The sequence below is a fragment of the Salinisphaera aquimarina genome (assembly GCF_042643355.1).
In the GTDB taxonomy this organism is placed as follows: domain Bacteria; phylum Pseudomonadota; class Gammaproteobacteria; order Nevskiales; family Salinisphaeraceae; genus Salinisphaera; species Salinisphaera aquimarina.
In genome coordinates this window covers 1,154,405-1,178,885 of sequence record NZ_JBHRSS010000003.1, presented here as the reverse complement: position 1 = coordinate 1,178,885, position 24,481 = coordinate 1,154,405, and the positions used below count along the sequence as shown (strand labels likewise).

The 24,481-nt window shown below is 59.2% G+C and carries 29 protein-coding genes and 1 pseudogene; 3 read left to right on the top strand and 27 right to left on the bottom strand.

Translation table 11 applies throughout. The features are described 5' to 3' along the window. Positions 1-50 precede the first annotated feature (50 nt). Positions 51-1,007, top strand: coding sequence for a magnesium/cobalt transporter CorA (corA, locus tag ACFOSU_RS08980; protein WP_380688611.1), 957 nt, complete (start codon positions 51-53; stop codon positions 1,005-1,007). A 240-nt stretch (positions 1,008-1,247) separates the two neighbouring features. Here the strand turns inward: corA and ACFOSU_RS08975 are convergent, their stop codons facing one another. After that, positions 1,248-2,012, bottom strand: coding sequence for an MlaA family lipoprotein (locus ACFOSU_RS08975; protein ID WP_380688609.1), 765 nt, complete (start codon positions 2,010-2,012; stop codon positions 1,248-1,250). Then, positions 2,009-3,292 (bottom strand): alpha/beta hydrolase, encoded by a 1,284-nt coding sequence (locus ACFOSU_RS08970; RefSeq protein ID WP_380688607.1) that lies wholly within the window; start codon positions 3,290-3,292, stop codon positions 2,009-2,011. The genes ACFOSU_RS08975 and ACFOSU_RS08970 overlap by 4 nt, the downstream gene beginning before the upstream one ends. 95 nt (positions 3,293-3,387) lie before the next feature. Here ACFOSU_RS08970 and ACFOSU_RS08965 point away from each other — a divergent pair, with 95 nt between their 5' ends. Continuing rightward, positions 3,388-4,416, top strand: a complete 1,029-nt coding sequence (locus ACFOSU_RS08965) for an NAD(P)/FAD-dependent oxidoreductase (RefSeq protein WP_380688605.1) — start codon at positions 3,388-3,390, stop codon at positions 4,414-4,416. A gap of 17 nt (positions 4,417-4,433) precedes the next feature. Here the strand turns inward: ACFOSU_RS08965 and ACFOSU_RS08960 are convergent, their stop codons facing one another. The 4 genes from ACFOSU_RS08960 to ACFOSU_RS08945 form a co-directional block, all read right to left on the bottom strand. Next, entirely contained in the window at positions 4,434-5,144 is a 711-nt protein-coding gene (locus ACFOSU_RS08960; RefSeq protein WP_380689231.1) for an amino acid ABC transporter ATP-binding protein, read from the bottom strand. A 79-nt stretch (positions 5,145-5,223) separates the two neighbouring features. Continuing rightward, on the bottom strand, positions 5,224-6,321 hold the full coding sequence (locus ACFOSU_RS08955; protein WP_380688603.1) for an amino acid ABC transporter permease: 1,098 nt from the start codon (positions 6,319-6,321) through the stop codon (positions 5,224-5,226). Position 6,322: 1 nt separating this feature from the next. Then, positions 6,323-7,510 (bottom strand): amino acid ABC transporter permease, encoded by a 1,188-nt coding sequence (locus ACFOSU_RS08950; protein ID WP_380688601.1) that lies wholly within the window; start codon positions 7,508-7,510, stop codon positions 6,323-6,325. Between the two features lie 132 nt (positions 7,511-7,642). Beyond that, positions 7,643-8,608, bottom strand: coding sequence for an amino acid ABC transporter substrate-binding protein (locus tag ACFOSU_RS08945; protein WP_380689228.1), 966 nt, complete (start codon positions 8,606-8,608; stop codon positions 7,643-7,645). Positions 8,609-9,266: 658 nt separating this feature from the next. Between ACFOSU_RS08945 and ACFOSU_RS08940 the strand changes: the two genes are divergently transcribed. Continuing rightward, a complete protein-coding gene (locus ACFOSU_RS08940) occupies positions 9,267-10,112 on the top strand; it encodes a PEP-CTERM sorting domain-containing protein (RefSeq protein WP_380688599.1) in 846 nt (281 codons plus the stop codon). A 103-nt stretch (positions 10,113-10,215) separates the two neighbouring features. Here the strand turns inward: ACFOSU_RS08940 and ACFOSU_RS08935 are convergent, their stop codons facing one another. From ACFOSU_RS08935 to ACFOSU_RS08835, 21 genes and pseudogenes are all read right to left on the bottom strand, one after another. After that, entirely contained in the window at positions 10,216-11,715 is a 1,500-nt protein-coding gene (locus ACFOSU_RS08935; protein WP_380688597.1) for a sensor domain-containing diguanylate cyclase, read from the bottom strand. A 144-nt stretch (positions 11,716-11,859) separates the two neighbouring features. Beyond that, positions 11,860-12,441: a GFA family protein gene (locus ACFOSU_RS08930; RefSeq protein WP_380688595.1), complete on the bottom strand. Its 582-nt coding sequence runs from the start codon at positions 12,439-12,441 to the stop codon at positions 11,860-11,862. Then, positions 12,383-12,949: a peroxiredoxin gene (locus ACFOSU_RS08925; RefSeq protein WP_380689226.1), complete on the bottom strand. Its 567-nt coding sequence runs from the start codon at positions 12,947-12,949 to the stop codon at positions 12,383-12,385. Before ACFOSU_RS08925 ends, ACFOSU_RS08930 begins: the two co-directional genes overlap by 59 nt. Positions 12,950-13,121: 172 nt before the next feature. Further along, positions 13,122-13,649 (bottom strand): MAPEG family protein, encoded by a 528-nt coding sequence (locus ACFOSU_RS08920; RefSeq protein WP_380688593.1) that lies wholly within the window; start codon positions 13,647-13,649, stop codon positions 13,122-13,124. Continuing rightward, positions 13,640-13,960 carry a hypothetical protein gene (locus ACFOSU_RS08915; RefSeq protein ID WP_380688591.1) on the bottom strand — a complete coding sequence of 107 codons (321 nt, stop codon included), beginning with the start codon at positions 13,958-13,960 and terminating at the stop codon, positions 13,640-13,642. Before ACFOSU_RS08915 ends, ACFOSU_RS08920 begins: the two co-directional genes overlap by 10 nt. Before the next feature lie 26 nt (positions 13,961-13,986). Continuing rightward, complete coding sequence (locus ACFOSU_RS08910) at positions 13,987-14,421, bottom strand: hypothetical protein (protein WP_380688588.1); 435 nt, start codon at positions 14,419-14,421, stop codon at positions 13,987-13,989. Positions 14,422-14,539: 118 nt separating this feature from the next. Next, on the bottom strand, positions 14,540-15,250 hold the full coding sequence (locus ACFOSU_RS08905; protein WP_380688586.1) for a class I SAM-dependent methyltransferase: 711 nt from the start codon (positions 15,248-15,250) through the stop codon (positions 14,540-14,542). Positions 15,251-15,286: 36 nt separating this feature from the next. Further along, on the bottom strand, positions 15,287-15,610 hold the full coding sequence (locus ACFOSU_RS08900) for a GNAT family N-acetyltransferase (RefSeq protein WP_380689223.1): 324 nt from the start codon (positions 15,608-15,610) through the stop codon (positions 15,287-15,289). Positions 15,611-16,165: 555 nt separating this feature from the next. Then, positions 16,166-16,666, bottom strand: a complete 501-nt coding sequence (locus tag ACFOSU_RS08895) for a cupin domain-containing protein (protein ID WP_380688584.1) — start codon at positions 16,664-16,666, stop codon at positions 16,166-16,168. A gap of 126 nt (positions 16,667-16,792) precedes the next feature. After that, positions 16,793-17,008, bottom strand: a pseudogene (locus tag ACFOSU_RS08890) (type II toxin-antitoxin system RelE/ParE family toxin); the annotation flags it as partial. A gap of 83 nt (positions 17,009-17,091) precedes the next feature. Next, positions 17,092-17,280: a hypothetical protein gene (locus ACFOSU_RS08885; protein ID WP_380688582.1), complete on the bottom strand. Its 189-nt coding sequence runs from the start codon at positions 17,278-17,280 to the stop codon at positions 17,092-17,094. A gap of 125 nt (positions 17,281-17,405) precedes the next feature. Beyond that, on the bottom strand, positions 17,406-17,801 hold the full coding sequence (locus tag ACFOSU_RS08880) for a DUF2750 domain-containing protein (RefSeq protein ID WP_380688580.1): 396 nt from the start codon (positions 17,799-17,801) through the stop codon (positions 17,406-17,408). A gap of 225 nt (positions 17,802-18,026) precedes the next feature. Beyond that, positions 18,027-19,004 carry an NAD-dependent epimerase/dehydratase family protein gene (locus ACFOSU_RS08875; protein ID WP_380688578.1) on the bottom strand — a complete coding sequence of 326 codons (978 nt, stop codon included), beginning with the start codon at positions 19,002-19,004 and terminating at the stop codon, positions 18,027-18,029. Next, positions 19,001-19,582 (bottom strand): TetR/AcrR family transcriptional regulator, encoded by a 582-nt coding sequence (locus ACFOSU_RS08870; RefSeq protein ID WP_380688576.1) that lies wholly within the window; start codon positions 19,580-19,582, stop codon positions 19,001-19,003. Before ACFOSU_RS08870 ends, ACFOSU_RS08875 begins: the two co-directional genes overlap by 4 nt. A gap of 260 nt (positions 19,583-19,842) precedes the next feature. Beyond that, a complete protein-coding gene (locus ACFOSU_RS08865) occupies positions 19,843-20,439 on the bottom strand; it encodes a hypothetical protein (RefSeq protein ID WP_380688574.1) in 597 nt (198 codons plus the stop codon). 105 nt (positions 20,440-20,544) lie between these two features. After that, positions 20,545-20,922: a hypothetical protein gene (locus ACFOSU_RS08860; protein ID WP_380688572.1), complete on the bottom strand. Its 378-nt coding sequence runs from the start codon at positions 20,920-20,922 to the stop codon at positions 20,545-20,547. A gap of 619 nt (positions 20,923-21,541) precedes the next feature. Beyond that, positions 21,542-22,054: a bifunctional diaminohydroxyphosphoribosylaminopyrimidine deaminase/5-amino-6-(5-phosphoribosylamino)uracil reductase RibD gene (locus tag ACFOSU_RS08855; RefSeq protein ID WP_380688569.1), complete on the bottom strand. Its 513-nt coding sequence runs from the start codon at positions 22,052-22,054 to the stop codon at positions 21,542-21,544. A gap of 124 nt (positions 22,055-22,178) precedes the next feature. Next, positions 22,179-22,625 (bottom strand): hypothetical protein, encoded by a 447-nt coding sequence (locus ACFOSU_RS08850; RefSeq protein ID WP_380688567.1) that lies wholly within the window; start codon positions 22,623-22,625, stop codon positions 22,179-22,181. A 21-nt stretch (positions 22,626-22,646) separates the two neighbouring features. Beyond that, entirely contained in the window at positions 22,647-22,805 is a 159-nt protein-coding gene (locus ACFOSU_RS08845; RefSeq protein ID WP_380688565.1) for a hypothetical protein, read from the bottom strand. Between the two features lie 16 nt (positions 22,806-22,821). Beyond that, positions 22,822-23,181, bottom strand: a complete 360-nt coding sequence (locus ACFOSU_RS08840; protein WP_380688563.1) for a hypothetical protein — start codon at positions 23,179-23,181, stop codon at positions 22,822-22,824. A 440-nt stretch (positions 23,182-23,621) separates the two neighbouring features. Continuing rightward, positions 23,622-24,155 carry a hypothetical protein gene (locus ACFOSU_RS08835; protein WP_380688561.1) on the bottom strand — a complete coding sequence of 178 codons (534 nt, stop codon included), beginning with the start codon at positions 24,153-24,155 and terminating at the stop codon, positions 23,622-23,624. Positions 24,156-24,481: the final 326 nt, after the last annotated feature.

Genomic DNA, 24,481 nt, shown 5'->3' with positions numbered 1-24,481 from the left:
AAGGGCGCGCCACCGTCGTCGTTTCGACGGTTCTCGAACAGGCCTCAATCATGCTTCGCACATTCGAAATCGCCGGCCAGACGATCGTGGAACGCAACGAGCCCGACGCCTGCGATCAGGCCAGTCGCCTGAGCGCGGCAAGCTGGATCGATGCCCAGGACCCGACCGCCGACGAACGCGCGGCCCTCGGGCGCTTTCTGTCCGACGAGTTGCCGGAAAGCGATGACGTCGAGGAAATCGAGGCCTCGGCGCGTTATTTCGTCGACGCCGACGGCATCCATGTGCATTCGCTGTTTCTGTCGCAGAGCGAAGGCCGGCACGATACCGACACGGTTGCCTTCATTCTCCAGCCCGAGCGGCTGATCACCTTCCGCGAGGACGATCTCGCCGATTTCCGGCTGCTGCGCATGCGCGCGCGCCGACATCAGGTCGAGGCGGATTCACCCGAAGCGCTGCTGATCACCATCTTCGAGCAGAAAGTCGAGAATCTGGCGGACACGGTCGAGGATATCCATCTCAAGCTGGAACAGGTCAGCCACCTGGTGCTCGAGGACGAGGAAGCCGACCTCGAGGAAGCCATCGACCGGCTGGCCAAGCTGGAGGATTCCAACGGCAAGATCCGGCTGTGCCTGATGGATACCCAGCGCTCGATATCGTTTCTGCTGCGGCATCTGCCGGCGCGCTCACCGGTGCGCGATACCGCCCGCGAGATCCTGCACGATCTGGACACGCTGATGTCGCACATCGCGTTCCTGTTCGACAAGATCAACTTCCTGATGGACTCCACCCAGGGCTTCATCAACATCGAGCAGAACCAGATCATCAAGATCTTCTCGATCGCCGCCGTGGTGTTCCTGCCGCCCACGCTCATCGCCAGCATCTACGGCATGAACTTCGCGCACATGCCGGAACTGGCCCAGACCTACGGCTATCCGGTGGCCCTGGTGGGCATGGTGCTCGCCGGCATCGCGCCCTATGCCTACTTCAAGTACAAGAACTGGCTTTGAATGCCAGATTCAGAATGAGTACGCCTCGCAGCGTTGCGCGGAATTCTTCCGGACCCAAGGCATTCAATCCGCAGATTACGCCGATTGCGCATATTCAGGACGGCGCCGAACGGGGATAACTGCGTCCGGGCAATCGGCGTAATCGGCGAATTGCTTATAGAAGAACGCCGGCTCCAGTCTCGGGGTGCTGCAGCCCGGCTTCTGAGGCTCGCAACATCGGCGCGCTTGGTTGCGCTTCCGCTACTGCTCGACCTGCAGGGCGCGATAGTTCAGATACACCAGCCTCACCAGTGTGTATTCAAACGGCGAACCGGTCTGGTAGTAGCGGAAGTTCACGGTATCGCGCTTGTTGATCACGTACAGCGGCCAGTACGGCACGCGCGCCCAGGGGTGATCATCGAACTGCAACGGGTCGAGGACGAAGAAAAAAGCCTGGTCGCCGGCCAGCCCGACGCTGTCGCGCAGCGACGACGGCCCGAAGAACGGCAGCACCAGATACGGCCCGGCGCCCACACCATAGTGGCCCAGGGTCTGCCCCAGGTCCTCGTTGTACTGATTCAGGCCAATCGCCGTGGCCGGGTCGAACAGACCCGCCAGACCCACGGTGGAATTGATCACGAAACGCGACAGCGTCACCGCCGTGCTCTTCGGCTTGATCTGCAGCACGCTGTTGGCGAACGTGTTGATCTCGCCGAGGTTGGAGAAGAAATTCTGCACGCCGGTACGGGCAAAGCCCGGTGTGACCTTGCGATAGACCTGCACCACCGGCATCAGCACGTACGCGTCGGCGAGCGCATTGAATCGGTAGACACGCCGGTTGAAGCCTTCCAGCGGATCGTTGATCGCCAGCGGATTGGCCGTGGTCTGGGTCACCGGCACGCTGTCCGGCGTCTGCTCGCTGACCGTCTGCGGCGGCGGCGTGCTCGCGCAGGCGCCCAGCATCAGACAGGCGGTTATGACCAGGGCCGCGCGCTGGCGCGCCATCGTGAGAGCCAACGCATTCATGGCGAGAAGAATTCCTGTATTGCATGGACGGTGTCGCGGAACGCCAGATTGCCCATATGCCCGCCGTGCGGCTGGATACGGGCGCGCGCACCGAAGGTCGAACGCAAAAACGCGACTTCATCCGCGCTCAGGATCGGATCGTCCGCGTTGGTGAACACCGCAATATTCGGATTGGTCGCCAGATAATCGCCGATGCCCCGGAGGTCGGCCTCGTTGACCAGTTCTTCACGCGGCACATGGCGGCCGTCGCGGTTCCAGTACGGCACCAGCAGCTGGTCGATATAGTCGGTGAACGAGATCTTGAACGAGCGCTGGATATACGGGTCGAGCGAGTCGTAGGGCCCGAGATCGACGTCCTTGGGCACGATCACATCCGAATGCGTGATCACGTCCGCGGCAAACGCCATGTTGGCCAGCGACAGCCGGAACGCCAGCCCGATGATGGCGGCGATATCACTGCGGTCCGGATCCTGAGTGAGATAGGCCTGGTAGAGGAAATCCTCGTTGAAGCGCAGCGGCTCGCCGCTGGCATAAATCTGGCGCAGGCCGCCGAGACCGCGCGCCACGAACGCCGGAATACCGTTGATGCCGCCGTCGAGATTGTCGGCGAGCAGCGTGTCCATGCGCTGTACCGATGCCCATACGTCGACCGCGGGGTTGAGCATGAGCACGCGCGAGAAATTGAACTCGCCGACCTGGGCGTCGTGATGGGCGATGAACGCCGCCTCCGTACCGCCCAGACTCCAGCCGGTCAGCGCATAGCCGGTGATCTCGGTTTCTTCGGCGACGTCGTCGCGAATCGCACCCATCATCCGGTACAGATCGGCCACATCGGTCGACATCCGCCCCGGCACCGGATATTCGGCCGCGCCGAGCATGAACGTCACGCTGGTCGGCGAGGGCAGACAGGCGACGCTATAGCCTTGGGCATAAAGCACGCGCGAGAGCAGCACGCACTTGCTCGACAATGCGCTGGAGCCGGTGCCGGCGATCGCGAACGCCAGCGGCGCCGGATCGGGCTGGGTGACGAGCAGATATTGCAGCGGGCGCGCATAGCGCAGCGTCGGCGGCGTATCGCGATCCACCAGCGGGTCGAGCGTGCGTACCGAAAAATCCAGATCATCCGGCAGATCATCCGCGAGATAGTCGGCCGGCGTACCCACCACGGTGGCAGCCAGTCCGTCGTCGATGGGATAAGGCGCGGTATCGGACGGTGCGGCGGCTACGGTGGCTGCGACCGATAACAGCACGCACACAAGCAGCCCTTGAGTTCTAGGCATGGATCGAATCACGACCGAATAAAGTATCGAGCACAATACGATCCATCATACCGGTTTTGCCGCATTTTGCGCGGCGCAATAACGGCCCGTCCCATATGCCCAACGCCCTCATCATCGGCGCCGGCGTCGCCGGCACAAGCGCCGCCAGCGTTCTCACCAAGGCCGGCTGGCAGGTACGTCTGCTCGACAAGGCCCGCGCGCCCGGCGGGCGCTGTGCCACGCGTCGAATCGCCGCGGATCCGGGCAGCGCCTGGTTCGACTACGGCGCCCAGTATTTCACCGCCGATGATGCCGCATTCCGGCCGGTCGTCGACGCCGACCTCGCCGCAGGGCATCTGAACTGCTGGCAGCCGGCGATACAGGTCGCCGAGCCCGTCGGCGACGGCTGGAGACGGGCCTCGTCGCCGGATCGGCGCCGGCGTCTTGTCGCCCCGACCGGTCTCAATCACTGGATTCGTCATCGGCTGGCGCAGACCGGCGCCGATATCCGCTGCGTTGCGCGCGTCGTCGATGTGAGCGCGCAAGCCGACGGCTGGCGGGTCGCGATCGAACACGACCCGGCGCCGCTGCACGCCAATGCCCTGATCATCACCACGCCCGCGCCGCAGGCAGCCACGCTGCTGGCCGGCCTGGGCGGTCACATTGGCCAGATCGACGCACTCGCCCATGCCGATCAGGCCCTGCGAGCCTGTCAGTCGCTGGTGGTCGAAGCGCCTGCACTGCCCGATTGTCACGGCCTGTTCGTCAAGGGCGGCGTGTTGGCCTGGATTGCAGACAATACCCACAAGGCCGGCGACACCGCGGCCGCACGCCGTCTCTGGACACTGCATGCCACGCCCGAATTCAGCGATGCGCACGTCGAGGACACGCCGGAGACCGTGCAGCAGATCCTGATGGATGAATTCAGCGCCATCACCGGCATCGTGCTCGCCCAGATCACGCCTGTTCGCGGCCACCGCTGGCGCTATGCCCGGCCGGGTGACGGCGCACCGGATGCGCGCACGCTCTGCCACGTCGAGCCTGAAATACGCCTGGCCCTGGCCGGCGACTGGCTGGCCGGCGGGCGCGTGGAGGGCGCCTGGCTGTCCGGGCGCGCCGCCGCACAGGCACTGCTCGGGCAATAAACGGCGAGGCCGCCGCGTCAGTGGTCGAGTATCTGCTCGAGAAACTGGCGGGTTCGGGGCTCGCGCGGATTGCTGAAGAACTCCGACGGCGGCGCCTGCTCCACGATCTCGCCGGCGTCCATGAAGATCACGCGGTCGGCCACGGTCTTGGCAAAGCCCATTTCATGAGTCACGCAGAGCATGGTCATGCCGCTTTCGGCGAGCTCGATCATGGTGTCCAGCACTTCCTTGATCATCTCCGGATCGAGCGCCGAGGTGGGCTCGTCGAAGAGCATGATCTTGGGATTCATGCATAGCGAACGCGCGATCGCCACGCGCTGCTGCTGGCCGCCTGACAGCTGGCCCGGATATTTTCCGGCCTGCTCCGGGATCTTGACCCGCTCCAGATATTTCATCGCCGCGGCCTCGGCCTTGCGACGCGGTGTCTTGCGTACCCAGATCGGCGCGAGCACGCAGTTCTCGAGCACGGTCAGATGCGGGAACAGATTGAAATGCTGGAACACCATGCCGACCTCGCGGCGTACGGTCTCGATGTTCTTGACGTCTTCGTTGAGCTCGATGCCGTCGACCGCGATCCGCCCGCGCTGATGCGCCTCGAGATGATTCAGGCAGCGGATGAAGGTCGACTTGCCCGAGCCCGACGGCCCGCAGATCACGATCCGTTCGCCGCGGGTCACTTCCAGATTCAGGGCCTTGAGCACATGAAACTGGCCGAACCACTTGTGCATGTCCTCGACCTGGACGATGACATCGGCGGGCGCGGCCGCGGCGGTCTGGGAATTGTCGGTGGTCATGATGGTTGCGCCCTCAGATGCGGTGGCCGGTATCGAGCTTGCGCTCGAGGTTCTGGCTGTAGCGGGACATGCCGAAGCAGAAGACCCAGAAACAGAAGGCCACGAAGACATAGCCCTCGGTGGCCACGTTCTGCCAGGCCGGATCGATGATGGTGGCCTGGACCGTGCCGAGCACGTCGAACAGGCCGATGATGAGCACCAGCGTGGTGTCCTTGAACAACGAGATGAAGGTATTCACCACGCCCGGAATGACCAGCTTCAGCGCCTGCGGCAGGATGATCAGCCCCATCTTGCGCCAGTAGCCCAGGCCCAGCGCGTCGGCGGCCTCGTACTGGCCCTTGGGAATCGCCTGCAGGCCGCCGCGCACGACCTCGGCCATATAGACCGACCAGAACAGGGTGATGCCGATGAGCGCGCGCAGCAGTTTTTCGAAGCTCACGCCCTCGGGCAGAAACAGCGGCAGCATCACCGAAGCCATGAACAGCACGGTTATCAGCGGCACCGCGCGCCATACCTCGATGAACACCACACACAGCCCGCGGATGATCGGCATGCTCGAGCGGCGCCCCAGCGCCAGCACGATACCGATCGGCAACGAGGAGATGATGCCGCCGTAGGAGAGCACCAGGGTCAGGGTCAGCCCGCCCCAGCGGGCGCTCGGTACCGGCATCAGACCGAACCAGCCGCCGGCGATCAGAATATAGGCCACCACCGGAAAACCGGTGAGCGCGAACAGGCCCAGCCACTTGCGACCCGGAAAACCGGTGATGAACTGGGGCACCAGCACGATCGCCATCATCACGTAGCAGATATTGATCCGCCAGCGCGCCACATCCGGATAGAAGCCGTAGATGAAGAAACCGATACGCTGCTGCACGAACACCCAGCAGGCGCCCTGATCGGAACAGGCACTCGCGCTGTCGCCGAAGAACTGGGCGTCGAAAATGGCCCAGTTCAGCGCCGGCACCAGCGTCTTGAACAGCAGATAGAGCACGACCAGCGTCAGTAGGCCGTTGATCCAGTTCGGAAACAGGTTCTGGCGGATCCAGCCGAACACGCCCGTGTCGGAGACGGGCGGCGGCAGGTCGGGGCTGGCGACGTGATGGCTCATGCTATCGCTCCTCCAGCGCCACGGTGCGGTTGTAGATATTCATCAGCAGCGAAATCACCAGGCTGATGACCAGATACACCGCCATCGTCATGGCCACGATCTCGACTGCCTGCCCGGTCTGATTGAGCGTGGTGCCCATGAACACCGCGACCAGATCGGGATAACCGATCGCGGTCGCCAGCGACGAATTCTTGATCAGGTTCAGATACTGACTGGTCAACGGCGGCACGATCACCCGCATCGCCTGCGGAATGACCACCCGGCGCAGGATGACGCCGTTGCGCAGCCCGAGTGCCTCGGCGGCCTCGGTCTGGCCGTGGCTGACCGAGAGAATGCCCGAGCGCACCGTTTCCGCGATGAAGGCCGCGGTATAGATGGTGAGCGCGACCAGCAGCGCGGCCAGCTCCGGCGTGATCACGATGCCGCCACCGAAGTTGAAGCCCTTGAGCGCCGGCATGTTCCAGTCCAGCGGCAGGCCGGCGGCCACGAAGGCGATACCGGGCAGCACGATCAGCAACGCCAGCGAAGTCCAGAACACCGGAAACAGCTTGCCGGTGGCGTCCTGGCGGCGCGTGGCCCAGATCTTGACCCCGATCACCGCCAGCACGGCAACGATCAGTGCGATCAGCACCACACCGGAGCCGTCGAGAAATTCGGGCCGCGGCATATAGAAGCCGCGATTGTTGAGAAAGAACAGATCGCCCAGCGACAGACTCTGGCGTGGCGACGGCACCGACCGCAGCACCGCGAAATACCAGAAGAAGATCTGCAGCAGCAACGGAATGTTGCGAAAGATCTCGATATAGGCCAACGCGATCTTGGCCACCAGCCAGTTGCGCGACAGTCGCGCGATGCCGATGACAAAACCCAGAATCGTGGCCAGGACAATACCCAGCCCCGAGACCAACAGCGTATTGAGCAGCCCGACCCAGAAGGTGCGCCCGTACGACATGGTCTCGTCGTAGGGGATCAGGCTCATGATGATGCCGAAGCCGGCCGGCTGATCGAGAAAACCGAAGCCGGTATTGATACCGCGGCTTTCCATGTTGGAGAGCGTGTTGGAAAACAGCGACCAGCCGAACCACAGCACGGCCCCCAGAGCGACGGCCTGAAAGACGGCCGCACGCACCCTGGGATCGTTCCAGATGCGTTTCTGGCGGGCGCCGGCGGGCGGGGACGGTTCGGTCATGGGCACTCGGATCGGTTGTGCGCCGCCCGACATGCAGGCGTTTCAGCGAAGTTCATGGCATGACGCCGAAACCGTCCACATGGTGGAACGATTCCGGCGTCATCGCACACGGATGGCCAGTGTCGCCGTGAGCTAGCGCAGCGGCGGTGCGTAGAGCACGCCCCCGTCGGACCACAGCGCATTCACGCCACGATTCAGGCCCAGCGCGGTATCCGGGCCGACGTTGCGGTCGAACATTTCCGCGTAGTTGCCGACTTCGCTGACGATGGCAACGCCGAAATCATCCGGCAGGCCCAGCTTGGCGCCCATATCGCCGGAGGTGCCGAGCAAACGCTGGATTTCTGGGTTGTCCGAATCCATCATCTGCTTGACGTTCTTGGACGTGATGCCCAGTTCCTCGGCGTTGATCTGGGTGAACAGCACCCATTTGACGATGTTGAACCACTGGTCGTCGCCCTGGCGGACCACCGGCCCCAGCGGCTCCTTGGAAATAGTCTCCGGCAGAATCACCGCACTCGACGGATCCTGCAGCTTGGTACGCAGCGCGGCCAGCTGCGAACGGTCCGAGGTGAGCACGTCACAGCGGTTGCTGGCGAAGCCCTGCACGGTCTGGTCCGAGGTATCGAACACCAGCGCCTTGTACTTCATGCCGTTGGCACGAAAGTAATCCGCCAGATTCAGCTCGGTCGTGGTACCGGACTGGATACAGACGGTCGCCCCGTCCAGCTGCTTGGCGGAATCCACGCCGATTTCCTTGCGTACCAGAAAGCCCTGGCCGTCGTAATAGTTCGTGCCGGCAAAGTTCAGCCCCAGCGACACATCGCGGGTCAGCGTCCAGGTGGTGTTACGCACCAGCACATCGACCTCGCCCGACTGCAGCGCGGTGAAACGCTCCTTGGCGGTCAACGGCGTGAAACGCACCTTGTCGGCGCTGCCGAAGATCGCGGCCCCGATGGCACGACAGGTATCCACGTCGATGCCGGTCCAGTGGCCGTCCTGATCCGGCTGCGAAAAACCGGGCAGCCCGGTGCTCACGCCGCACTGCAGAAAGCCGTGGTCCTTGACCGTCTCCAGCGTCGACGCCGCGTTGGCCGTCATGGAAACCGTGGCCGCCAGCAGCAGCCCGAGGCCAGCCAGCCCCTTGATGGTGTGTCGCATTGATGAATCCCCTTCGTTTTAATCGAATGTTGCGTCGACGGACTGACAGCAATGGTCATGCCAACCCACAGACGCTTCTATCGCCCCCTGGCTGCGATCCGGCGCTTAGGACAACGCCGACTCCGACTTTTATTGGAGCTGTCACGGGTTTGCAATCAGCGAATCGTCTTAGCGACCGCCCGTCTGAAAGGCCTCGCCGATCGCCCAACACGCCCCACGCACCAAAGCAGCGCGTTTCAAGCCAAACTTCTGGCGCTTTGTCGTTTAAGCCCTGGAGCCGGGATATGCACTCGATTGCGGCTCCTGCCCGCCGGTCACGCACCATCCTGGCCCGTCGCGCGCGGAAAATTTTCCGGCCAGCGCCGGCCCTTGCCGTGTCGGAATTAATTACATTTTCCTCCTGTCGAGACCTCTATTCGTCGCATTAATCACGCAGGCAGATGTATTTACAGCGTTTTATTCTTCGGGCGAGTTTCTTGCTTTATACCCGCTCGCAACGATGGGCCGCGATAACTCATGTACACGGCGTCGCTTGCGGGCATTTCTGCCCAGCCAACACAAATACGAAAACCACGTCATATGGATCGGGGGGATCACCATGACTCATACCAAGGCTCGTACACTTGTCGCGGGCGCCGTCACGGCGCTGACCGCAGTGCTGATGGCCACACCGGCCTTTGCCGTCAATATCACGCGTTCATCGGATAATCCGGCCTACGATGTGATCGGCGTCAACGGCAATGCCGCACCAGGTTTCGCTACCGGCTCGTTCCAGGCCAACGGCAGCACGCGCACCGAAATCAATATCGGCGCCAACGAGCTGTTTGGCGGGTCACCCGTCACCATCGGTGACCTGGCAGCACTCAGCTTCTGGACCAATCAGGCGCCGCAGTCGACCCCGGTCAACTGGTACGTCAATGTCTATACGCTGAAGGACGACCTCAACGACGACGGCTTCTACGGTCGCCGGCTGAACTTCGAGCCGATCTACGCCGACAACCGCAACGAGCAGGACAACGTCTGGACGCAGTGGTCAACCGACGGCACCGAAAACCGTCTGCGCGTGTTCGACGCCAACCGCGGCGATAGCGGGCCGGTATTCGGCACCCATACCGACCCGTTCCTGAGCGATCTGACCTCCGGCCCGGTGAACTGGTCCGACTACAGTTCGGCCTATGAAGATGCCCTGGTCGATTATCGCGACGAAGAGATCTCCTACATCAGCATCGCCACCGGATCGGGCTGGGCCGACGGTTTCAGCGGATTGATCGATGGCTTCGGCATCGACTGGCGCGACGGCAACGGCGGCCTGAACAGCTCGTCGATCAATCTGGAAGCGGCGGGCGGCGCCCCGGTCGGCGTTCCCGAGCCGTCCACATGGGTGTTCGCATTGCTGGTGTTCCTCGGCCTGGGCTACGCCGCGACCAAGCGACGCGACCACTAGCTCGAAAGCACCCGGGATAGCGTGTGGCCCAGTGGTGGCCACACGTTATTCCCGATTCCGCGACCATCACCTGCCAACAACGACGCGCGGCGTCCAGTAAGCGCTATCCCGGCGTCGGCTCGGGCGTATTTGACTCGCTCGGGCCGGGACCCAGAACGACCCGGTCACGACCACTGCTCTTGGCTTGATAGAGCGCCGCATCCGCCCGGGCCACGATGTCTTCGGCACTTTCGCCGGGCAGCGATATGACCACTCCGGCGCTGACGGTCAGCGGCAGGTCGCCGCTGTCGAGCCGCAGGGGCGTGGCCCGAACGGCCTCGACCAGACGTTCGACGCCCCGGATCGCGGACGGCGGACAATCATCCTCGAGCACCGCGATGAACTCCTCACCGCCCCAGCGGCCGATGAAATCGGAGCCACGCATGCTGCGACGCGCGATCTCGGCAAACAGACGCAACGCGGCATCCCCCGCGGCATGGCCATGGCTGTCGTTGAGCCGCTTGAAATGATCGAAATCCACCAGTGCGACCGCGAAAGAGTCGTTCCGACGCCGTGCCCGCTGCAACTGTGCTTCCAGTCGCTCGGTCGCTAAACGTCGGTTGCCCAGACCGGTGAGATCATCGATGGTCGCCAGCCGACTGAGCTTGTCCTGCATCGCCCGCATGGCCTGCAAGTCCGCCTGGCGTGCGATCTCGTGCCCCAACCATTGCGCGAACATGCCGGCCAGATCCAGTTCTCGTCGCGTGAACGGTGCCGTGGGCGCGGTGCCGAAAAAGCCCAGCGCACCGTAGCGTTCACCGTCCACATAGATGGTGACGCCGAGATAGGCTTCGAACCCGAACTGACGGTAGCACTCGTGGTCGGCCAGTTCGCTGTCGCTTATGTCATGAAAACCGATCGGCACGTCGTGCGCCAGCGCGATCGCGCAATAAGTATGCCCGGCGGGGATACGCTCACCCGCGCTTGCGCCGCCTTCCGGGTCGATCGCCTCGATGAGTTCGTATTCGTCGCCGTCGCGTCGCGAAATCAACGCCGCCTGCAAACCGAATTGCTCGCAGCCCAGATTCAGGATCGCCTTGCAGCGTGCCTGGAAATCCAGCGCACGATCCGACGTGATCCGGTGCAGCCGATCGATCGCGCCCTCGGACGACAGGCGCGAACTCACATCCCGGATAATGCCAAGGAAGATCGGTTGCCCGCCCTGCGGGTCCTCGACCGGCCCGCCGATGGTTTCGCCATCGAAGGTGGCGCCGTCCTTGCGCCGGTAGCGCACGATATAAGCCTCGTGGCTTGCGTCTGCACCAGCGTTGTAGCGCTGCCGCCCCTGCTCTGCATGCGCGTTACTCGAGTCGTAGAGAAGCCGCGAGGGCTGGCCCACCAACTCCTCGGTCGAATACCCGAACAACCGCGCAGCGGCCGGGTTGACGAGCGTAATCCGGCGATCGGCGTCGGCAACCACCACGGCTTCGTCGAGATCCTGAAACAGATGCAAAAGCATGGTCCGAAGCCATGCCGGGTTCATCTCGGCCAGACGGCCGCTCGCGCGCGTGCCGGCAGCAGCGTCGGGCGCGCCCTGCGTCGCTGGCCTGTCCTCAGCATTCATGATGCATATTCTCCAGCGAGATCCTGTTGCCGATTATAGTCCCGCAACCCTACATGAACCGGAATAGAGACATGGCATTCATCGGGGCCGTGTCGTGCTCTGGGCGGCGCGGCTCCTCGGCGACCGCCGCATGTCGTCGAGACCTCAGCCGCGGGTGCGAAACAGGCTCGCCAGCAAACGCCGACTGAAAGCCATCTGGCTCGGCCAGTAACCGCTGTATCGGGGCAGCTTGTCGTCCACGTCGCCCACGCGGCGATCGTAGAACATAGGCAGCGCAGGCACCGGCAGAAACGTGCCGTCGCTGAAATTTGCACTGGGAATCAACGCCAGTTTCAGCAGCGGCAGGAATTGCACCAGCTCGATCGCCGCACCGCCGCATGTCGAACAGAAGCCGCGCGGCACCGCCGGCGGCGACCGATGTTTTCGGAACGCCACGGCATCGCCTTCGGGCCACGTGACGCTTTTGATCCGGAAGAGCGTCACATCCGCGAACGGGCCTTGGTTGAAGGCTTGGCATATCCTGCAATGACAGAAAAAACGAAACAGCGGCTCGCTGCGAACCGCCATCTCCACGCCCCACATGAACATTGTCCGGGTTGTGTTGTTGCTGAAGAACTCATTCGGACCTCTTACCCGGTGCCCCCTGCGATTTGCGGCAGATACACGATTAGCGCCGCGGCCCAGCCTGGGGATTGTCGCGAAGCCAAGACAGCACATCTTCGGCATTCTGTGCCGGCGGGAAAACCGGGTAGAAGACCTTTTCGATACGGCCGTCGTAGGCGACGATCGTCAGGCGCTTGTAAAGTCGGGCGCCCGCCGCCTCGAAACTCGGAATGCCGAGCGCGTCCCGCAGCGCCAGACCCGCGTCGCTGAGCAACTCGAACGGCAGTTGCAATCGATCGCGGGCTTCGCGCTGATAGGCGCTGTCCTGCGTGCTCAGGCCGAACACCCCGGCGCTCAACGTCTTCAACTCGGCGTGATGATCCCGAAAGCCGCACGATTGCGGCGTGCAGCCACGCGCCCCGGGGATCTCGTTCCAGCCGTCGGGCAAGGCAACGTCCGGCCGGCCCGTCATCGGATAGATATAGACAACCCACCAGCCCCTCAGCTTCCCGAGATCGACGCGCGCCCCGTCCGTGCTCTCCAGTTGCAGCGAGGGCAAAGCAGTACCCGGCAGATGATCGGCCGCGCCATCGTCCGTCGGCACCGGCAACCCGGCCGGCGTATTCAACACATCACCTGACATACGCTCCTCCTCGGACCGGCATCACGGCTGCCGGTGATTTCGCCACAGTAGTTCGAAGCCGCTATCGAACAAAGCACGGCACGCCGATTGAACGACGCGTTGGACGGCAATGTAGAACCCGACGCGCGCAGCCAATGCCAGCAGCCACAACCTGATCAGGCTAGATGAACATGGCAAGAACCACACATGCCAACATCAGCACCGACGGGTAGAACGACAGGGTAAAACCGATAGCCCGCGATGGCGCCCCGTGTTCATAGCCAGAGAAGAACATGACACGTCCCACGGCAAAGGCCACGGCGGCCAGGGGCACCACGGAAAGCCACGTCGCCGGCATCACGACGGCCCACGCGCAATAGGCAACCACGGCGAGCGCGAATTGCTCGAGCGTGTTCTGCAGCAAGGACTGCAGCAGCATTGCGCGTTCCGTACCACGTGTCAGACCGCCGCCGTCGATATCTTCGGGCGTGAAAAACCGATGCTTTGCAAGACGCCCCACCGACGCCGCCAGAAAAATCGCCGGCAACACGCTCGCTTTGATAGCGATGCCCAGACGCTCGGCGCTGCCCATCTCCGACTGAAACGAAAACGGATTGAGCCACGCCCCCACGATCACGATCGCCAACGCGCAAGCCGCCCCGACCAGCATGCCTTTCAATACGCCCGTTTGTTTATCGGTTAAAGCCACGGCGCCACCAGACGCTGGCGAGAAATCTCAGCTACGGACGCGGAGCAAAGCAGCACGCCGAGCAGCGCCCGGCCCCGATAGATATGTTGCACGGTCAGATAGCCCTCTGCCGACAAATCAAGCTTGTCCGGCAGTTCGAGCAAATGCGCCACGCCGCCCGCCGTTGCAATGGCCGTCAACGGGATACTTGAAAAAAGAAACGTTCTTGTCGCCATGGTCGACAACCCGTATCCGGCGATTGCGTCGGTATCGTCTTCATGTGGGCACGCGCCATTCGGTTGACCACTCATGCCGCATAACGCCTCGGCCATGCGGCGCAGGTCCACTTCGACGCTTGTTAGATACCGCGCGCACCCTTGGTTGCGTTCAGGCGTTCGCGCCACGTTCTGTCCCACAGAAAGACGAAGATACACCGAACGAACTCGCTAAGAAGCAGCAACACAAGCTCGTGCCGTATGGATATGACGACACCCAATGCCGTAAGGAGCGCGAAGACCGGGTACAGCGTCGGAATGACCAGCAGGATACGAACAGGCAGCAAGAGATAATTAAGCCACGACAACGAGTGACACCGCAGAACAAGCGCGGCGCCGCACGCGGCCATGGCCAGATAGACGCACAGGTTGACCACGATCTCGAATTCGGAAAATGGAGCGCCAAAATTGGGCGACTTGAGCCCGAGCGCCCCCCGCGCGATGGCAAAGGTCGTCCACGCAACGTATGCGATGTCCAACATCCCCACGCTCATCGCAATCCTGTCGCTGACCTTCATCGCTTAAGTTCTCCCGCCCTGCCCGACGAGGACGTTCAGCAGCTGCCAGGGCAGTCGCAGACCACCACGTAAGGATCAGAAGCGCGGCAAGCCGTGAACGGCCAACTGCTGCGGTCTCTCAGGCGGCAGCCATCAATGCGCGCTTTGAAAACCACGCATGGATCAATCCGGCCTGAAAGAACTGCACCGACGACTCGAAGCCACCGGCTTCGATGATCGACGCCACTGTATCCGGCGCAAGTACCGCGACGTCATTTGCGTACGCTTCACGCATTCGCTCGCGATCCTCGGGCGAGATACTCGCCCCGGCCATCATGTTCATCCAGGCGTGAAGCAAGGCTTCGTAGTCCTGCGAACCTACCTCCGAGGCCAGGTCAGAGCTTGCAAGAATTCCGCCCGGCTCAAGCCTTTTCGCAATCTCCCGGAAGAACGCCGAACGCGCCTTTTCTTCAAGAATGAACTGCGACACGAGAAAACAGGTGGCCGCATCATGCCCATCACCGGCAGGAAGCGACTCCAGATAGCCTTCATGAAAATCGCAGCGTGACGCAAAGCCTTCGTTTTCAGCCCGTTGACGACACACATCGAGCATCGGCCCGGACGGCTCGACCACCGTAAAACGCCAACGAGAATTTTTCTGAGCAAGGTGGGCAAGTTCTGCACCCGTGCCCACGCCTACACAGAGGAGTCGTGCATCAGCCGGCAATTCAGCGAAAACTGATTCCAGGAGAAAATGCAGGCCGTTACGGATCGGCGCCATCTTCGCCCATTGCTTGTCGTATCCGGCGGCTTGCTGGTCAAAAACAGCCTTGATTTCGTCTTGATGCATCCTGCTGCCTATTACCCTGTTGCCCGGCGCCCAGGCTCAGTTGTCGCCCCGACAGACGCGGCCAAAAGCGGCACTGCGTGAGATTTCGTAAACCACATATTGCGCATCTGATTTCGAATCGCCCGGCGCTCGTTCGATAGCGATAAAACCGAGCCGATTATAAAGCGCAATAGCCGGCTTGTTATCGCAATAAACGTTCAACGAGACCGTTTTCGGGCCATGGGCCAGGGCTTCATCCAGAAGCGACTGGGCCAATTCGCGCCCGTAGCCTTTGCCACGCAAATCCGGCTTGATTATCAACCGAGCCAGGGCGTGTTGCCGTTTGGCGCGGCCCCGCGTTGCACCCCAAAATCGGGCCAGACAAGGCGCGGGGTGCCGGCCCTAGTCATTCTAGGGTCAAGCCGCGCAACGCCGTATGGCTCGATTTTGGGCCGCAACCCTTCGGGACAGCATCCATTTTCCTGCGATACGGCGTTGCAGCACCCTTATGTAGCTCGGCTACACGACGCGCACTGCGCCTTGTCTTGCACCAAAATGGCCGCTGGCGCGGCGCCGGGCCAAACGGCAACACGCCCTATGTGCAACCGGTCATCGGGTTTGGGCACGACTTGGCCGAAACCAACGAGCCCTTTTTCGCTGGAGAGACGAAATGACCCGGCGTCTGACCATTCGACCTGCTGCGGCAATTGTTCGGCATCGATTGGAAACGATACAGCTGGCCCCGCCCACTCTCGGGCTTGTTTGGACGAGCCAATCCAATTCGCAACTTCGCCTAGATCACGCAATGACGCGGCGCCAAATGCCGACATCTTTCAAACACCGACCCGACGGTGCAACCCAACCGCCGCCGGAGCGAACATAGCTCGCAGCGGGAGCCAAGCCGCGGTGCGGTGCTGCGCTTCATCAGGAACGCACCTAGTTTTCATCGTGCCAATATCCGACTTTTGCGTCCGAGGGAACAAACGCAGCAAACGTGCGCTTATCCTGGGCACCGCCCGGTGGCGCGCCTGCGAACGCACCGAACTTGTTGGAGTCCGGGTACTCCATGATCTCGGGCTCGTGCATGGTGCTCAACGCCAGATACTTCAGCGGCGCCGCGGAGCTGTTGATGAGTTGATGCGCGTGCTCGGCGCCGCCCACCGGGGCTGCCAGCAGATCACCAGCCTTGACCGGATAGTTTTCCTCGCCGAAGCGATACGTGCCCGTGCCTTCGAGAATGAAAAACATTTCCTCGTTCGCATGATGGCTATGGAACGGCCACGCCCGTTTGCCGGGCGGAACAACGGTGAGGCGGCAACCCAGTTTGCTGGCGCCAATCCTGGAAGCCATCGAACCCAGCTGTGCCTCGAAACGCTCGCCGTTTCGGGTATCGCAAAGTTCAACGTCGGCAATGTTGATAACCGGCTTTACAGCCATGAGCGGCCCTCCCGGCGCTGACTGCATGACACTGAATCTTAGCTGATCCCGAAGCAGCCGCAGGCTGCAAAGCGGACCCGAAACGCGGCAGCGTTTTGGGCGGTCAACTGCAGCGCTCTGTTGGATTTATAACCCACTTTTAATTCGCGGGATTTGTGGCTCGAACTCCTGGTTGCCGTGAATTACTGCTGCTATGAGAATACGTTCGGCTTCCAGGTGATAAATGATGCGATATTTATGGGTGAATCGCTCCCGGTAATCGGGGTCATTTATTTCCGGAACCATGCTTCCCAATTCCGTATTCTCGGGAATAGAGTCGGCGGTCGCTACGATTCGTGAGGCTACGGCTCGCGCGTATTAGAGGGAATCCTGTTCGATGTAGATGGCAATGCGCTCCACATCCTCAGCCGCTTCCGGTGACCAGGCTAAGAATCGAGCCATTTTCCAAGGCGTTTCTTGACTTCCTCATGTGGGATTGCGCCTTCGGAGTCAGTTCGCTCCATGCCTCTTTTGACTTTTTCCAGCACATAAAGATGGCATTGAATATCTTCGAGGCTAGCATCTTCGGGCAAGGACGCCAGCATTGATGCGACTTCGGCTTTAGCGGTACTCATGAACTGGCCTCCAGAATTTACATTCAATTTTACGACCAAGTTCTGGCTAGAAACCCAACGCCTAGGCGAAGCCGCCGGTACGGAGCGCAGCGTAGTACCGGTCGGCTTGAGCCCCTGGTTATGCTTTATTCATACAATGCCAACTCATCTCTCAGGCATTGCTCCATATCTTTGGGCTCCATCACCCGGAAAACCCACTCTCTATTTGGAAACACCGCCACCTTTACGCCGTCACCCTCGAAAGTTGGAAGCCAGTGTGACAGGAATTCATCTAGCGAGATCTCAACTGCGTGATGGCCAGGAAAATGTTCATCGACGATTGTTTGAGCATATTCCGGGTGCGGCCAGACAGGGAAGTATTCCAAATCATCAGGGGTGATTGGGACAAGCCAGCCTTCGTCATTTTTGACGCCCCACAACTGCTGCCAATCCGCCACTTTGCCGACAAAATGAGAGCTTCGATCAGCACTGCTGAGTGCTAATAAAGACTCATATTGTCGCGGATTCATCCGATATGGCATGCAATTCCTTTTTGAGCATAACGCCGAAGCTCAGTTGCCGCCTGAGCAGCCATAGGCTGCGGAGGGAACCCAAAGCGCGCCAGCGCTTCGGGCGGTCAACTGCAGCGATCTGTTGGGCAGCATCTAGCTCAATTGCGTCGCCTGTTTTCGACTCTTTGCAGCCAGTGGCGGCAGTCCGTTTTTGTTTAGCTGCATCCCAGGCGGGTACTGATGCTGCCAGGAAACTTAAGCGACGGCAGTCTCATCAAAGGCAGCCAAGCCCTGGCTCCGTGACGTTCGTGCAGCATAACTCAGCGAATGGCGCGCAGCCGCATCGTCAAGCGTGAATTCGCGCCCTATCATACGCACCAGGGTACGGGACAAAGGCGGATCCTTTTTCGATAAGGTAACGGCGGCACCCGCCTCCATTATACGTCCCAACGTGAAAGCCAGCCGGTACGACATCGAGCCAATCTTCTCGATCGACAGCCCGTGAACGCTTGCCAGCATTGCAACGAAATCGCGGAATGTGGTCGGCTCAGGATCGGTAATAAAGTAAGCTCGGCCGCCTTGTCCTCCCACGAGTGCGCATTGGAGGGCCTCTATCACATTGTCCACGTGGCACGTTGCGACTGGGTAGTCGCCGCGATCGATAAAACGGAACTGGCCCGAACCGATCGCTTCCGGAATGGCTTTACTGAAGGCGTCGCCAGGCCCCCAGATACCCGGCGGCCGGATTGCAATCGTTCGGAATTCGGCATGATCGGCGGCCAGCACCGCTGCCTCGGCGCGAGCCTTGCTCGCGATATAGCCTGAAAAACTGTCCGGGAACGTCGGAGCGGACTCGTCGGCGTTGCGAATCTTTGAGCCCTTGTCATCCATGATGATACCGGCCGCGCTCACATGCACGAAGGTCTTGGCGCCGGCTCGTTTGGCTACCTCAAGGAGCCTCTTGGTGCCATCGGTGTTAACACGAAAATACGGTCTCCGTGGACCGGCAAACCGAAAATACGCCGCCGTATGGATCACGCCGTCGAGGTCGGGGAGCTGCCCCGCTTCAAGCGTCTCGAGATCGCTGCTGACCGGAGTGGCGCCAAGGCTTCGAACTCGTTCAACCGATGAAGGAGATCGCGCAAGGGCCAGCACATCGTATTCATCCGCTTTGAGCTTTGAGATCAGGCGAGCGCCGAGAAACCCGGAGCCGCCAGTGACAAGAATTCTCATAATTCACTCTCCGTGCGGGGTGTACAAATGCTGGTAACGGCTTGATCGCAAATCGACTCGATGACCCGGGAATCGGGCGCCGCAAGGTACGCGTTCGCTGGCAACGTCGCCGTTACGTAAAGTTGGGCGGCGGCGTTGGCCGATGCCCATATGATGGAAAGGGCATCGGACGCCGCGATCGCAAGCCGTCCCTCCGCTTCGAGCGCCGCTATCCGCTGTCTGAGTAAAGCAAACGCTTCCTCGGTGGCAGGGATGGTCGCCCCTTGAAGGAATCGCGCCATCACGGCCGCGTACAACCTTGGTCGTTCCGCCGCGAAGCGAACATAGTTCTCCCAGCCTTCACGCAGGGCTATTTCCGCGTCGGATGATTGTTCGGCCGCCTTTTTGCTCTCGAGAAACTGCCGAAAGCCCTCGGTCAACACGGCACTGAGAAGCCCATCGGCACTGCCGAAGTGGTGATAAAGCGTGGGGGCGGTGACGTTCGCCGCGACGCACACAGTCCGTGTCGACAAGCGCGCCTCACCTTTCTGCGCAAGAAGCTCAAGCGCTGCCATCAGTATGGTTTCGCGTCTATTCATCCTCGCACTTTAACAGCGCTATAGAGTCATGTCTATAACACCGCTATAAAGCGGTTACTCGGAGGCACGACATTGGAATCCCAGCGACATGCAGCGGTGAGCGCAGTTTGCAGCAATAGGCCCAGCCATGTTGAGCAGTCGAAAGTGATCCTTATGCGCTGCTGCCCAACGCGGAAGCTCAGTTGTCGCCGGAGCAGGCGAAGGCTGCGGAGGGAACCCGAAGCGCGCCAGCGCTTTGGGCGGTCAACTGCAGCGCCTCGTTATACATCTTCTTGTAGCTCTTGCTGCAGCGATATGGCGGACGACGCCTTTAGAGCAGCATCCATATTTACCCACGCAAACGTGAGTAGTGAAAAAATCATGATAGCCCACGGCGCATAAGATTTTGGACCTAAGACTGAGAAAACCGCGTTCGTATTGAGCAATAGAAGAACGCCTGCCATACCGCTCAGTGCATACCACAGTAGATACCACTTCCGTAAACGGGGTAGTTTTCTATTTTTTTTAATTTTTAGTGCAAGAGGCGCACCGGAAATTTCCACCAAGCTAATAGCATGAATAAAACGACTCAGGTGAAAGCTCGGCGTTTTTGTCGACAGAAGCAAATCGATTTCTCGGCTTGATAAGAGGACGCCAAAATGGTTGAAGAACAACTGCTCCTTTACAAAATTATTTCCATTGTGAACATCCGAAAAAAACGCCAACAATCGATCTAAGGTTTCGGTACGTCGGGTTTTCCTTAACATGAACCGCTCTTTTACTGTCTTATAGACGTAAACAGAAAACAGCGCTATTGGGACGGTAGCCTGCGGTAAAGCAACCATGTTCACGAAGCCGCTTATAATGTCCTTTTCCATGACTCCTCGTATAACGCCTAAGCTCAGTTGCCGCCGGAGCAGCCGAAGGCTGCGTAGGGAACCCGAAGCGCGCTAGCGCTTTGGGCGGTCAACTGCAGCGCTTTGTTATGTTCCACCGAATGCCGCCTTGCATACCGGGCAGTTGTGGCTACCAAATGTCTTAAAGGCGCCAGAGAATTTTGCCAGTCTCACTTTCTTTCCGTCACTGTCGTAGCAGCCAGGGCAGAACGGACCATCGCCGTCTTCCGAGTAATAAGCAAACTCTTTGAAAGTGAGTTCCGGATTGTTCTTGCTGCTTAATTGGCGACGGAGGCTATCGTGTTCCTCGATTAGCCCTGCGACTTGAACCTTCATATTAGCGAGTTCGATGCTCAGATCAGCTATTAGATTATTGAACTCGGCGTTGGCGATATTCTTGTTAACTTCCCTAAGCCGGCTTACTAACTGAATCGCAGTTGTCGTCGTAGAGATCAAATCTGCCATCGATGCCTCCCTGAAACATAACGCCGAAGCTCAGTTGCAGCCGGAGTGACCAAAGGCCGCGGAGGGAACCCGAAACGCGGCAGCGTTTTGGGCGGTCAACTGCAGCGAATTGTTAGCTCTCATATGGGAGCACCAGCTTTCCCGATTCCGCTGGCGCCAGGGCCCTAATAATAGCGAAACCGCTTTGAAACGCACTTTTGGCATCAGACTTCGATTTAAAACTTCCAGAGTGCACTACGCTATTCCGATGTTGATGGAGCGTCTGGATTTTTCTCTGCACGGTTCTTAGCTCGGACCACGTCCCACGATGTTCCGCGGCAGGCTTTATCAGTCGCCTAAACTTACCATCAAGCCCGTTAGCACCGGAGAGCTGTGAGTCTACAAAACTTGGTGGCAAGGAAAAGTCTACAAGTAGGAACGTTCGGATATAGATATTCGCAGCTATTTCAGCCGACGTGGCTACTCGCAGTACGCAAGCTGACCAGTCTTCGCGTTCGAATAGTTTTCGAGCTTTTTTCCAGTTCGATTCGAGCTTTTGATCATCGTCGCGTTCTTCATACGGGATTCTAGAAACTTCTGAATGACCCACTGCAATCCCCTTTGGAGCTAACGCCGAAGCTCAGTTGCCGCCGGAGCAGCCGAAGGCTGCGGAGGGAACCCAAAGCGCGGCAGCGCTTTGGGCGGTCAACTGCAGCGATTTGTTAGCGTCTTTTAAATACGGCCGAAGGTCGTGGTAAACCTCTTCGCAGAGCACGCCTACTTCCACTTGCACGTCGCTTTGACGTAGGAGCTCAACGCCGGCACCGCTATTGCGAGGGTCCGGATCGATGAGCGCAATAACTACTTTTGATACGCCAAGCTCTGCTAGCGCCGTTGCGCATGACGGCGTTCGTCCGTGGAAGGAACATGGTTCCAGCGTTACAAAGACGGTGACTTTTGCAAAGTCGATACTGCCGAGAGATGCAAGCGCCGCTGCCTCTGCATGGGCTCGACCCGGCGACTGTGTATGACCTCGACTGACGATTTCATCGTCTGCCACGATTACACACCCGACCGGCGGATTTGGCTCGCAGTGTGCTCTAGCTCTTCGCCCTTCGACTAGCGCTTCGCGCATGAAATAATCCGCGTCCATCGTTGATACCGCTAACGCCCAAGCTCAGTTGCCACCGGAGCGGCCGCAGGCCGCGGAGGGAATCAAACCGCGAAGCGGTTTGGTGGTCAACTGCAGCGACTTGTTGGGCAGCAATTTGTTTAAGTCAGCCGGGAACATATTCTTGAAGAAACCCATAGAACATTGCATTGAGCTTGCCTCCACACCGAACAAAGCTATCCGCTGCGTGCTCGAGCTTTGAGATTTCTATGATCGACCTGCTGCTAAGCCGTTGTTTACCGTCGGGTGCGGTACACGGCTTGCCGTGAACAATTTCGTTTCGCTGATCGACTAAATAAGTGAACTCTTTAGCTAATTCGGAAAGTTCGTTTCTTGCGCCTGACTTCGGCATATTTCTGACCAAATTAGCGAAGTGTTTGGCGATTTTTCCTGCCGTCAATTCCTCGCTAGTGATCTTTTGCAGCGCACCGGGCTTAATCTTTTCTGAGCACCAAGCCACTTGCCATTCAAGCCTCGCGAAGGTGTATACAGCTAGGCCGAGAGCGTTCACGTACTCAGTGTCTACAGGTATGCGTTTTCGGTCATCACTCATCTTGCTGCCCAACGCCTAAGCTCAGTTGCCGCCGGAGCAGCCGAAGGCTGCGGAGGAGACCCAAAGCGCGGCAGCGATTTGGGTGGTCAACTGCAGCGCCTCGTTAGATTGATCTGTTGGTAGTTTTAAGCTCACTGAATACTTCATGCTCTTTCGATAGCTGAGCAGTGGCATCAGCAAGATAGGACCCTACGAGCTACAGCCGCTTTTCCAAATGCGTAAGCGAGATATTGTCACTCTCCAAAAGCTCCGCGTGCTCTTGCAACATTTGCTCGGATTTTTGCTTCGCAATCTCCATGTTCGACCTAGCCCGCTCGACTTCCTCTGCGTCGTGGGCTTCGGCATTTGATGTTAAGAACAAGATTTTCTGAGCGTACACCATCGCCAAATGGCCGTATTTCCCATTAGTTTCGATTAGCTTGTTGGTCAGTTCTGTTTTCTTCGAAAGTACCAATGCCGCTCGTTGCTCGTTTCTGTTGGTAAATCCTAGGCGCAGAGATGCAAGTGAAATGGCAATCGCGACGATTGAAAGCACGGCGGTAAAAATAGAAGACAACTTTCGATCCGTTTATCTAACGCCTGAGTTGAGTTGTGCGGGCCACCGGAGTTGAGCTTTAGCCAATGAGCCTGGAACCCGCATCAACTCCAACGATTTGTTATACGTAAGCATAGGGATAGATATGGGAATAATAATGCGGACGGTTAAGGTGCTGGATTTGCACCGCTACAAACCGGAATACAACGATGACGGAACAGAACAACATATTGTTTTAGAGGGTGCCCGATTCCACGTTTGCAGCTATGACAACCTGGGCGCGCGTTGCTCGGAGCCCAACTGCGAAATAAACAAACGGCGTGCGGCACGACAGAAACAATTTGATGAAACCCCGCTTATTGATCGGCCATACACCTTAGTTAGGGGCTGACGTATAACGCCGAAGCTCAGTTGCCGGCCGAAGCGCGGCAGCGCTTTGGGCGGTCAACTGCAGCGTACTGTTAGACGCCTTGACCACTATAATTTTTCCATTCCGTCGATTTACTGTCCGGACAAGAATAGAATTTAACGAGATTGTATTCATCTAATTTGAATGCGACTATTGCGAACTGCCTCTTTTTATTCTCTGCCGAGCAGAAAGGCTCAACAAGTGATTTCATTAGGGTCCTTTTATAGCGACCATATTCCGACTTGTTTCTTAGGCGTAAAAAAATGCCCGGCGTATCATTTAAGTAGTTAAACTTGCATGCTATAGGAAGACTTTGAGCGCTTTGTATCCTCTTGCATGCCGCTTTGGCCTCCGCAACGGTCGAGATTCGGTTGGTCGTTTGCTCGTCTGTTAGCGAAAACCAGCCCGACCATTCTTGTTTTTCACATGCGTAGACTCTACCGACATTCTCATTTTTTAGCGTTATTGCCAGAAAAGCTTGCCTATTCGATGAGTTAGCAGCCTCACAATACGGTGCCGAAACGTATTGCGTAATTGTTTGCAGCCAGTTCTCAGAAGTATGCTTGTTGGGAAATCCCATAATCATTGCCGGCTTTCCGTCAATATAGCGGGTTGTACAGGTGATAGGGATATCATTCGTAGCCTGCAGCCGCTTACAGGCTTGGATACTGTCTGCAATTGTCTTTGGCTTATTACCGGCCGGCGCTGGGTCGGAATTTACTTTTGGCTTAGGCGTATTAGCCGTTTGACTCTGGGATTGAGGATCCGTTGTTCTTGTCTTGGAATCGGGCTGAACGATTACACAGCCCTCTAGACATAACATTGCCACTATTAAGACTATATACCTCACAATTTCCCCCTTTTCGTCTAACGCCTAAGCTCAGTTGCCGCCGGAGCAGCCGAAGGCTGCGG

What these genes read in the sequence shown, in the direction of transcription:
- corA (WP_380688611.1), top strand. Translation starts at nt 51, where the DNA reads ATGCTTCGCACATTCGAAATCGCCGGCCAGACGATCGTGGAACGCAAC.
- ACFOSU_RS08975 (WP_380688609.1), bottom strand. Translation starts at nt 2,012, where the DNA reads ATGAATGCGTTGGCTCTCACGATGGCGCGCCAGCGCGCGGCCCTGGTC.
- ACFOSU_RS08970 (WP_380688607.1), bottom strand. Translation starts at nt 3,292, where the DNA reads ATGCCTAGAACTCAAGGGCTGCTTGTGTGCGTGCTGTTATCGGTCGCA.
- ACFOSU_RS08965 (WP_380688605.1), top strand. Translation starts at nt 3,388, where the DNA reads ATGCCCAACGCCCTCATCATCGGCGCCGGCGTCGCCGGCACAAGCGCC.
- ACFOSU_RS08960 (WP_380689231.1), bottom strand. Translation starts at nt 5,144, where the DNA reads ATGCACAAGTGGTTCGGCCAGTTTCATGTGCTCAAGGCCCTGAATCTG.
- ACFOSU_RS08955 (WP_380688603.1), bottom strand. Translation starts at nt 6,321, where the DNA reads ATGAGCCATCACGTCGCCAGCCCCGACCTGCCGCCGCCCGTCTCCGAC.
- ACFOSU_RS08950 (WP_380688601.1), bottom strand. Translation starts at nt 7,510, where the DNA reads ATGACCGAACCGTCCCCGCCCGCCGGCGCCCGCCAGAAACGCATCTGG.
- ACFOSU_RS08945 (WP_380689228.1), bottom strand. Translation starts at nt 8,608, where the DNA reads ATGACGGCCAACGCGGCGTCGACGCTGGAGACGGTCAAGGACCACGGC.
- ACFOSU_RS08940 (WP_380688599.1), top strand. Translation starts at nt 9,267, where the DNA reads ATGACTCATACCAAGGCTCGTACACTTGTCGCGGGCGCCGTCACGGCG.
- ACFOSU_RS08935 (WP_380688597.1), bottom strand. Translation starts at nt 11,715, where the DNA reads ATGAATGCTGAGGACAGGCCAGCGACGCAGGGCGCGCCCGACGCTGCT.
- ACFOSU_RS08930 (WP_380688595.1), bottom strand. Translation starts at nt 12,441, where the DNA reads ATGCCGAAGATGTGCTGTCTTGGCTTCGCGACAATCCCCAGGCTGGGC.
- ACFOSU_RS08915 (WP_380688591.1), bottom strand. Translation starts at nt 13,960, where the DNA reads ATGGCCGAGGCGTTATGCGGCATGAGTGGTCAACCGAATGGCGCGTGC.
- ACFOSU_RS08910 (WP_380688588.1), bottom strand. Translation starts at nt 14,421, where the DNA reads ATGAAGGTCAGCGACAGGATTGCGATGAGCGTGGGGATGTTGGACATC.
- ACFOSU_RS08905 (WP_380688586.1), bottom strand. Translation starts at nt 15,250, where the DNA reads ATGCATCAAGACGAAATCAAGGCTGTTTTTGACCAGCAAGCCGCCGGA.
- ACFOSU_RS08895 (WP_380688584.1), bottom strand. Translation starts at nt 16,666, where the DNA reads ATGGCTGTAAAGCCGGTTATCAACATTGCCGACGTTGAACTTTGCGAT.
- ACFOSU_RS08885 (WP_380688582.1), bottom strand. Translation starts at nt 17,280, where the DNA reads ATGAGTACCGCTAAAGCCGAAGTCGCATCAATGCTGGCGTCCTTGCCC.
- ACFOSU_RS08880 (WP_380688580.1), bottom strand. Translation starts at nt 17,801, where the DNA reads ATGCCATATCGGATGAATCCGCGACAATATGAGTCTTTATTAGCACTC.
- ACFOSU_RS08875 (WP_380688578.1), bottom strand. Translation starts at nt 19,004, where the DNA reads ATGAGAATTCTTGTCACTGGCGGCTCCGGGTTTCTCGGCGCTCGCCTG.
- ACFOSU_RS08870 (WP_380688576.1), bottom strand. Translation starts at nt 19,582, where the DNA reads ATGAATAGACGCGAAACCATACTGATGGCAGCGCTTGAGCTTCTTGCG.
- ACFOSU_RS08865 (WP_380688574.1), bottom strand. Translation starts at nt 20,439, where the DNA reads ATGGAAAAGGACATTATAAGCGGCTTCGTGAACATGGTTGCTTTACCG.
- ACFOSU_RS08860 (WP_380688572.1), bottom strand. Translation starts at nt 20,922, where the DNA reads ATGGCAGATTTGATCTCTACGACGACAACTGCGATTCAGTTAGTAAGC.
- ACFOSU_RS08855 (WP_380688569.1), bottom strand. Translation starts at nt 22,054, where the DNA reads ATGGACGCGGATTATTTCATGCGCGAAGCGCTAGTCGAAGGGCGAAGA.
- ACFOSU_RS08850 (WP_380688567.1), bottom strand. Translation starts at nt 22,625, where the DNA reads ATGAGTGATGACCGAAAACGCATACCTGTAGACACTGAGTACGTGAAC.
- ACFOSU_RS08835 (WP_380688561.1), bottom strand. Translation starts at nt 24,155, where the DNA reads ATGATTATGGGATTTCCCAACAAGCATACTTCTGAGAACTGGCTGCAA.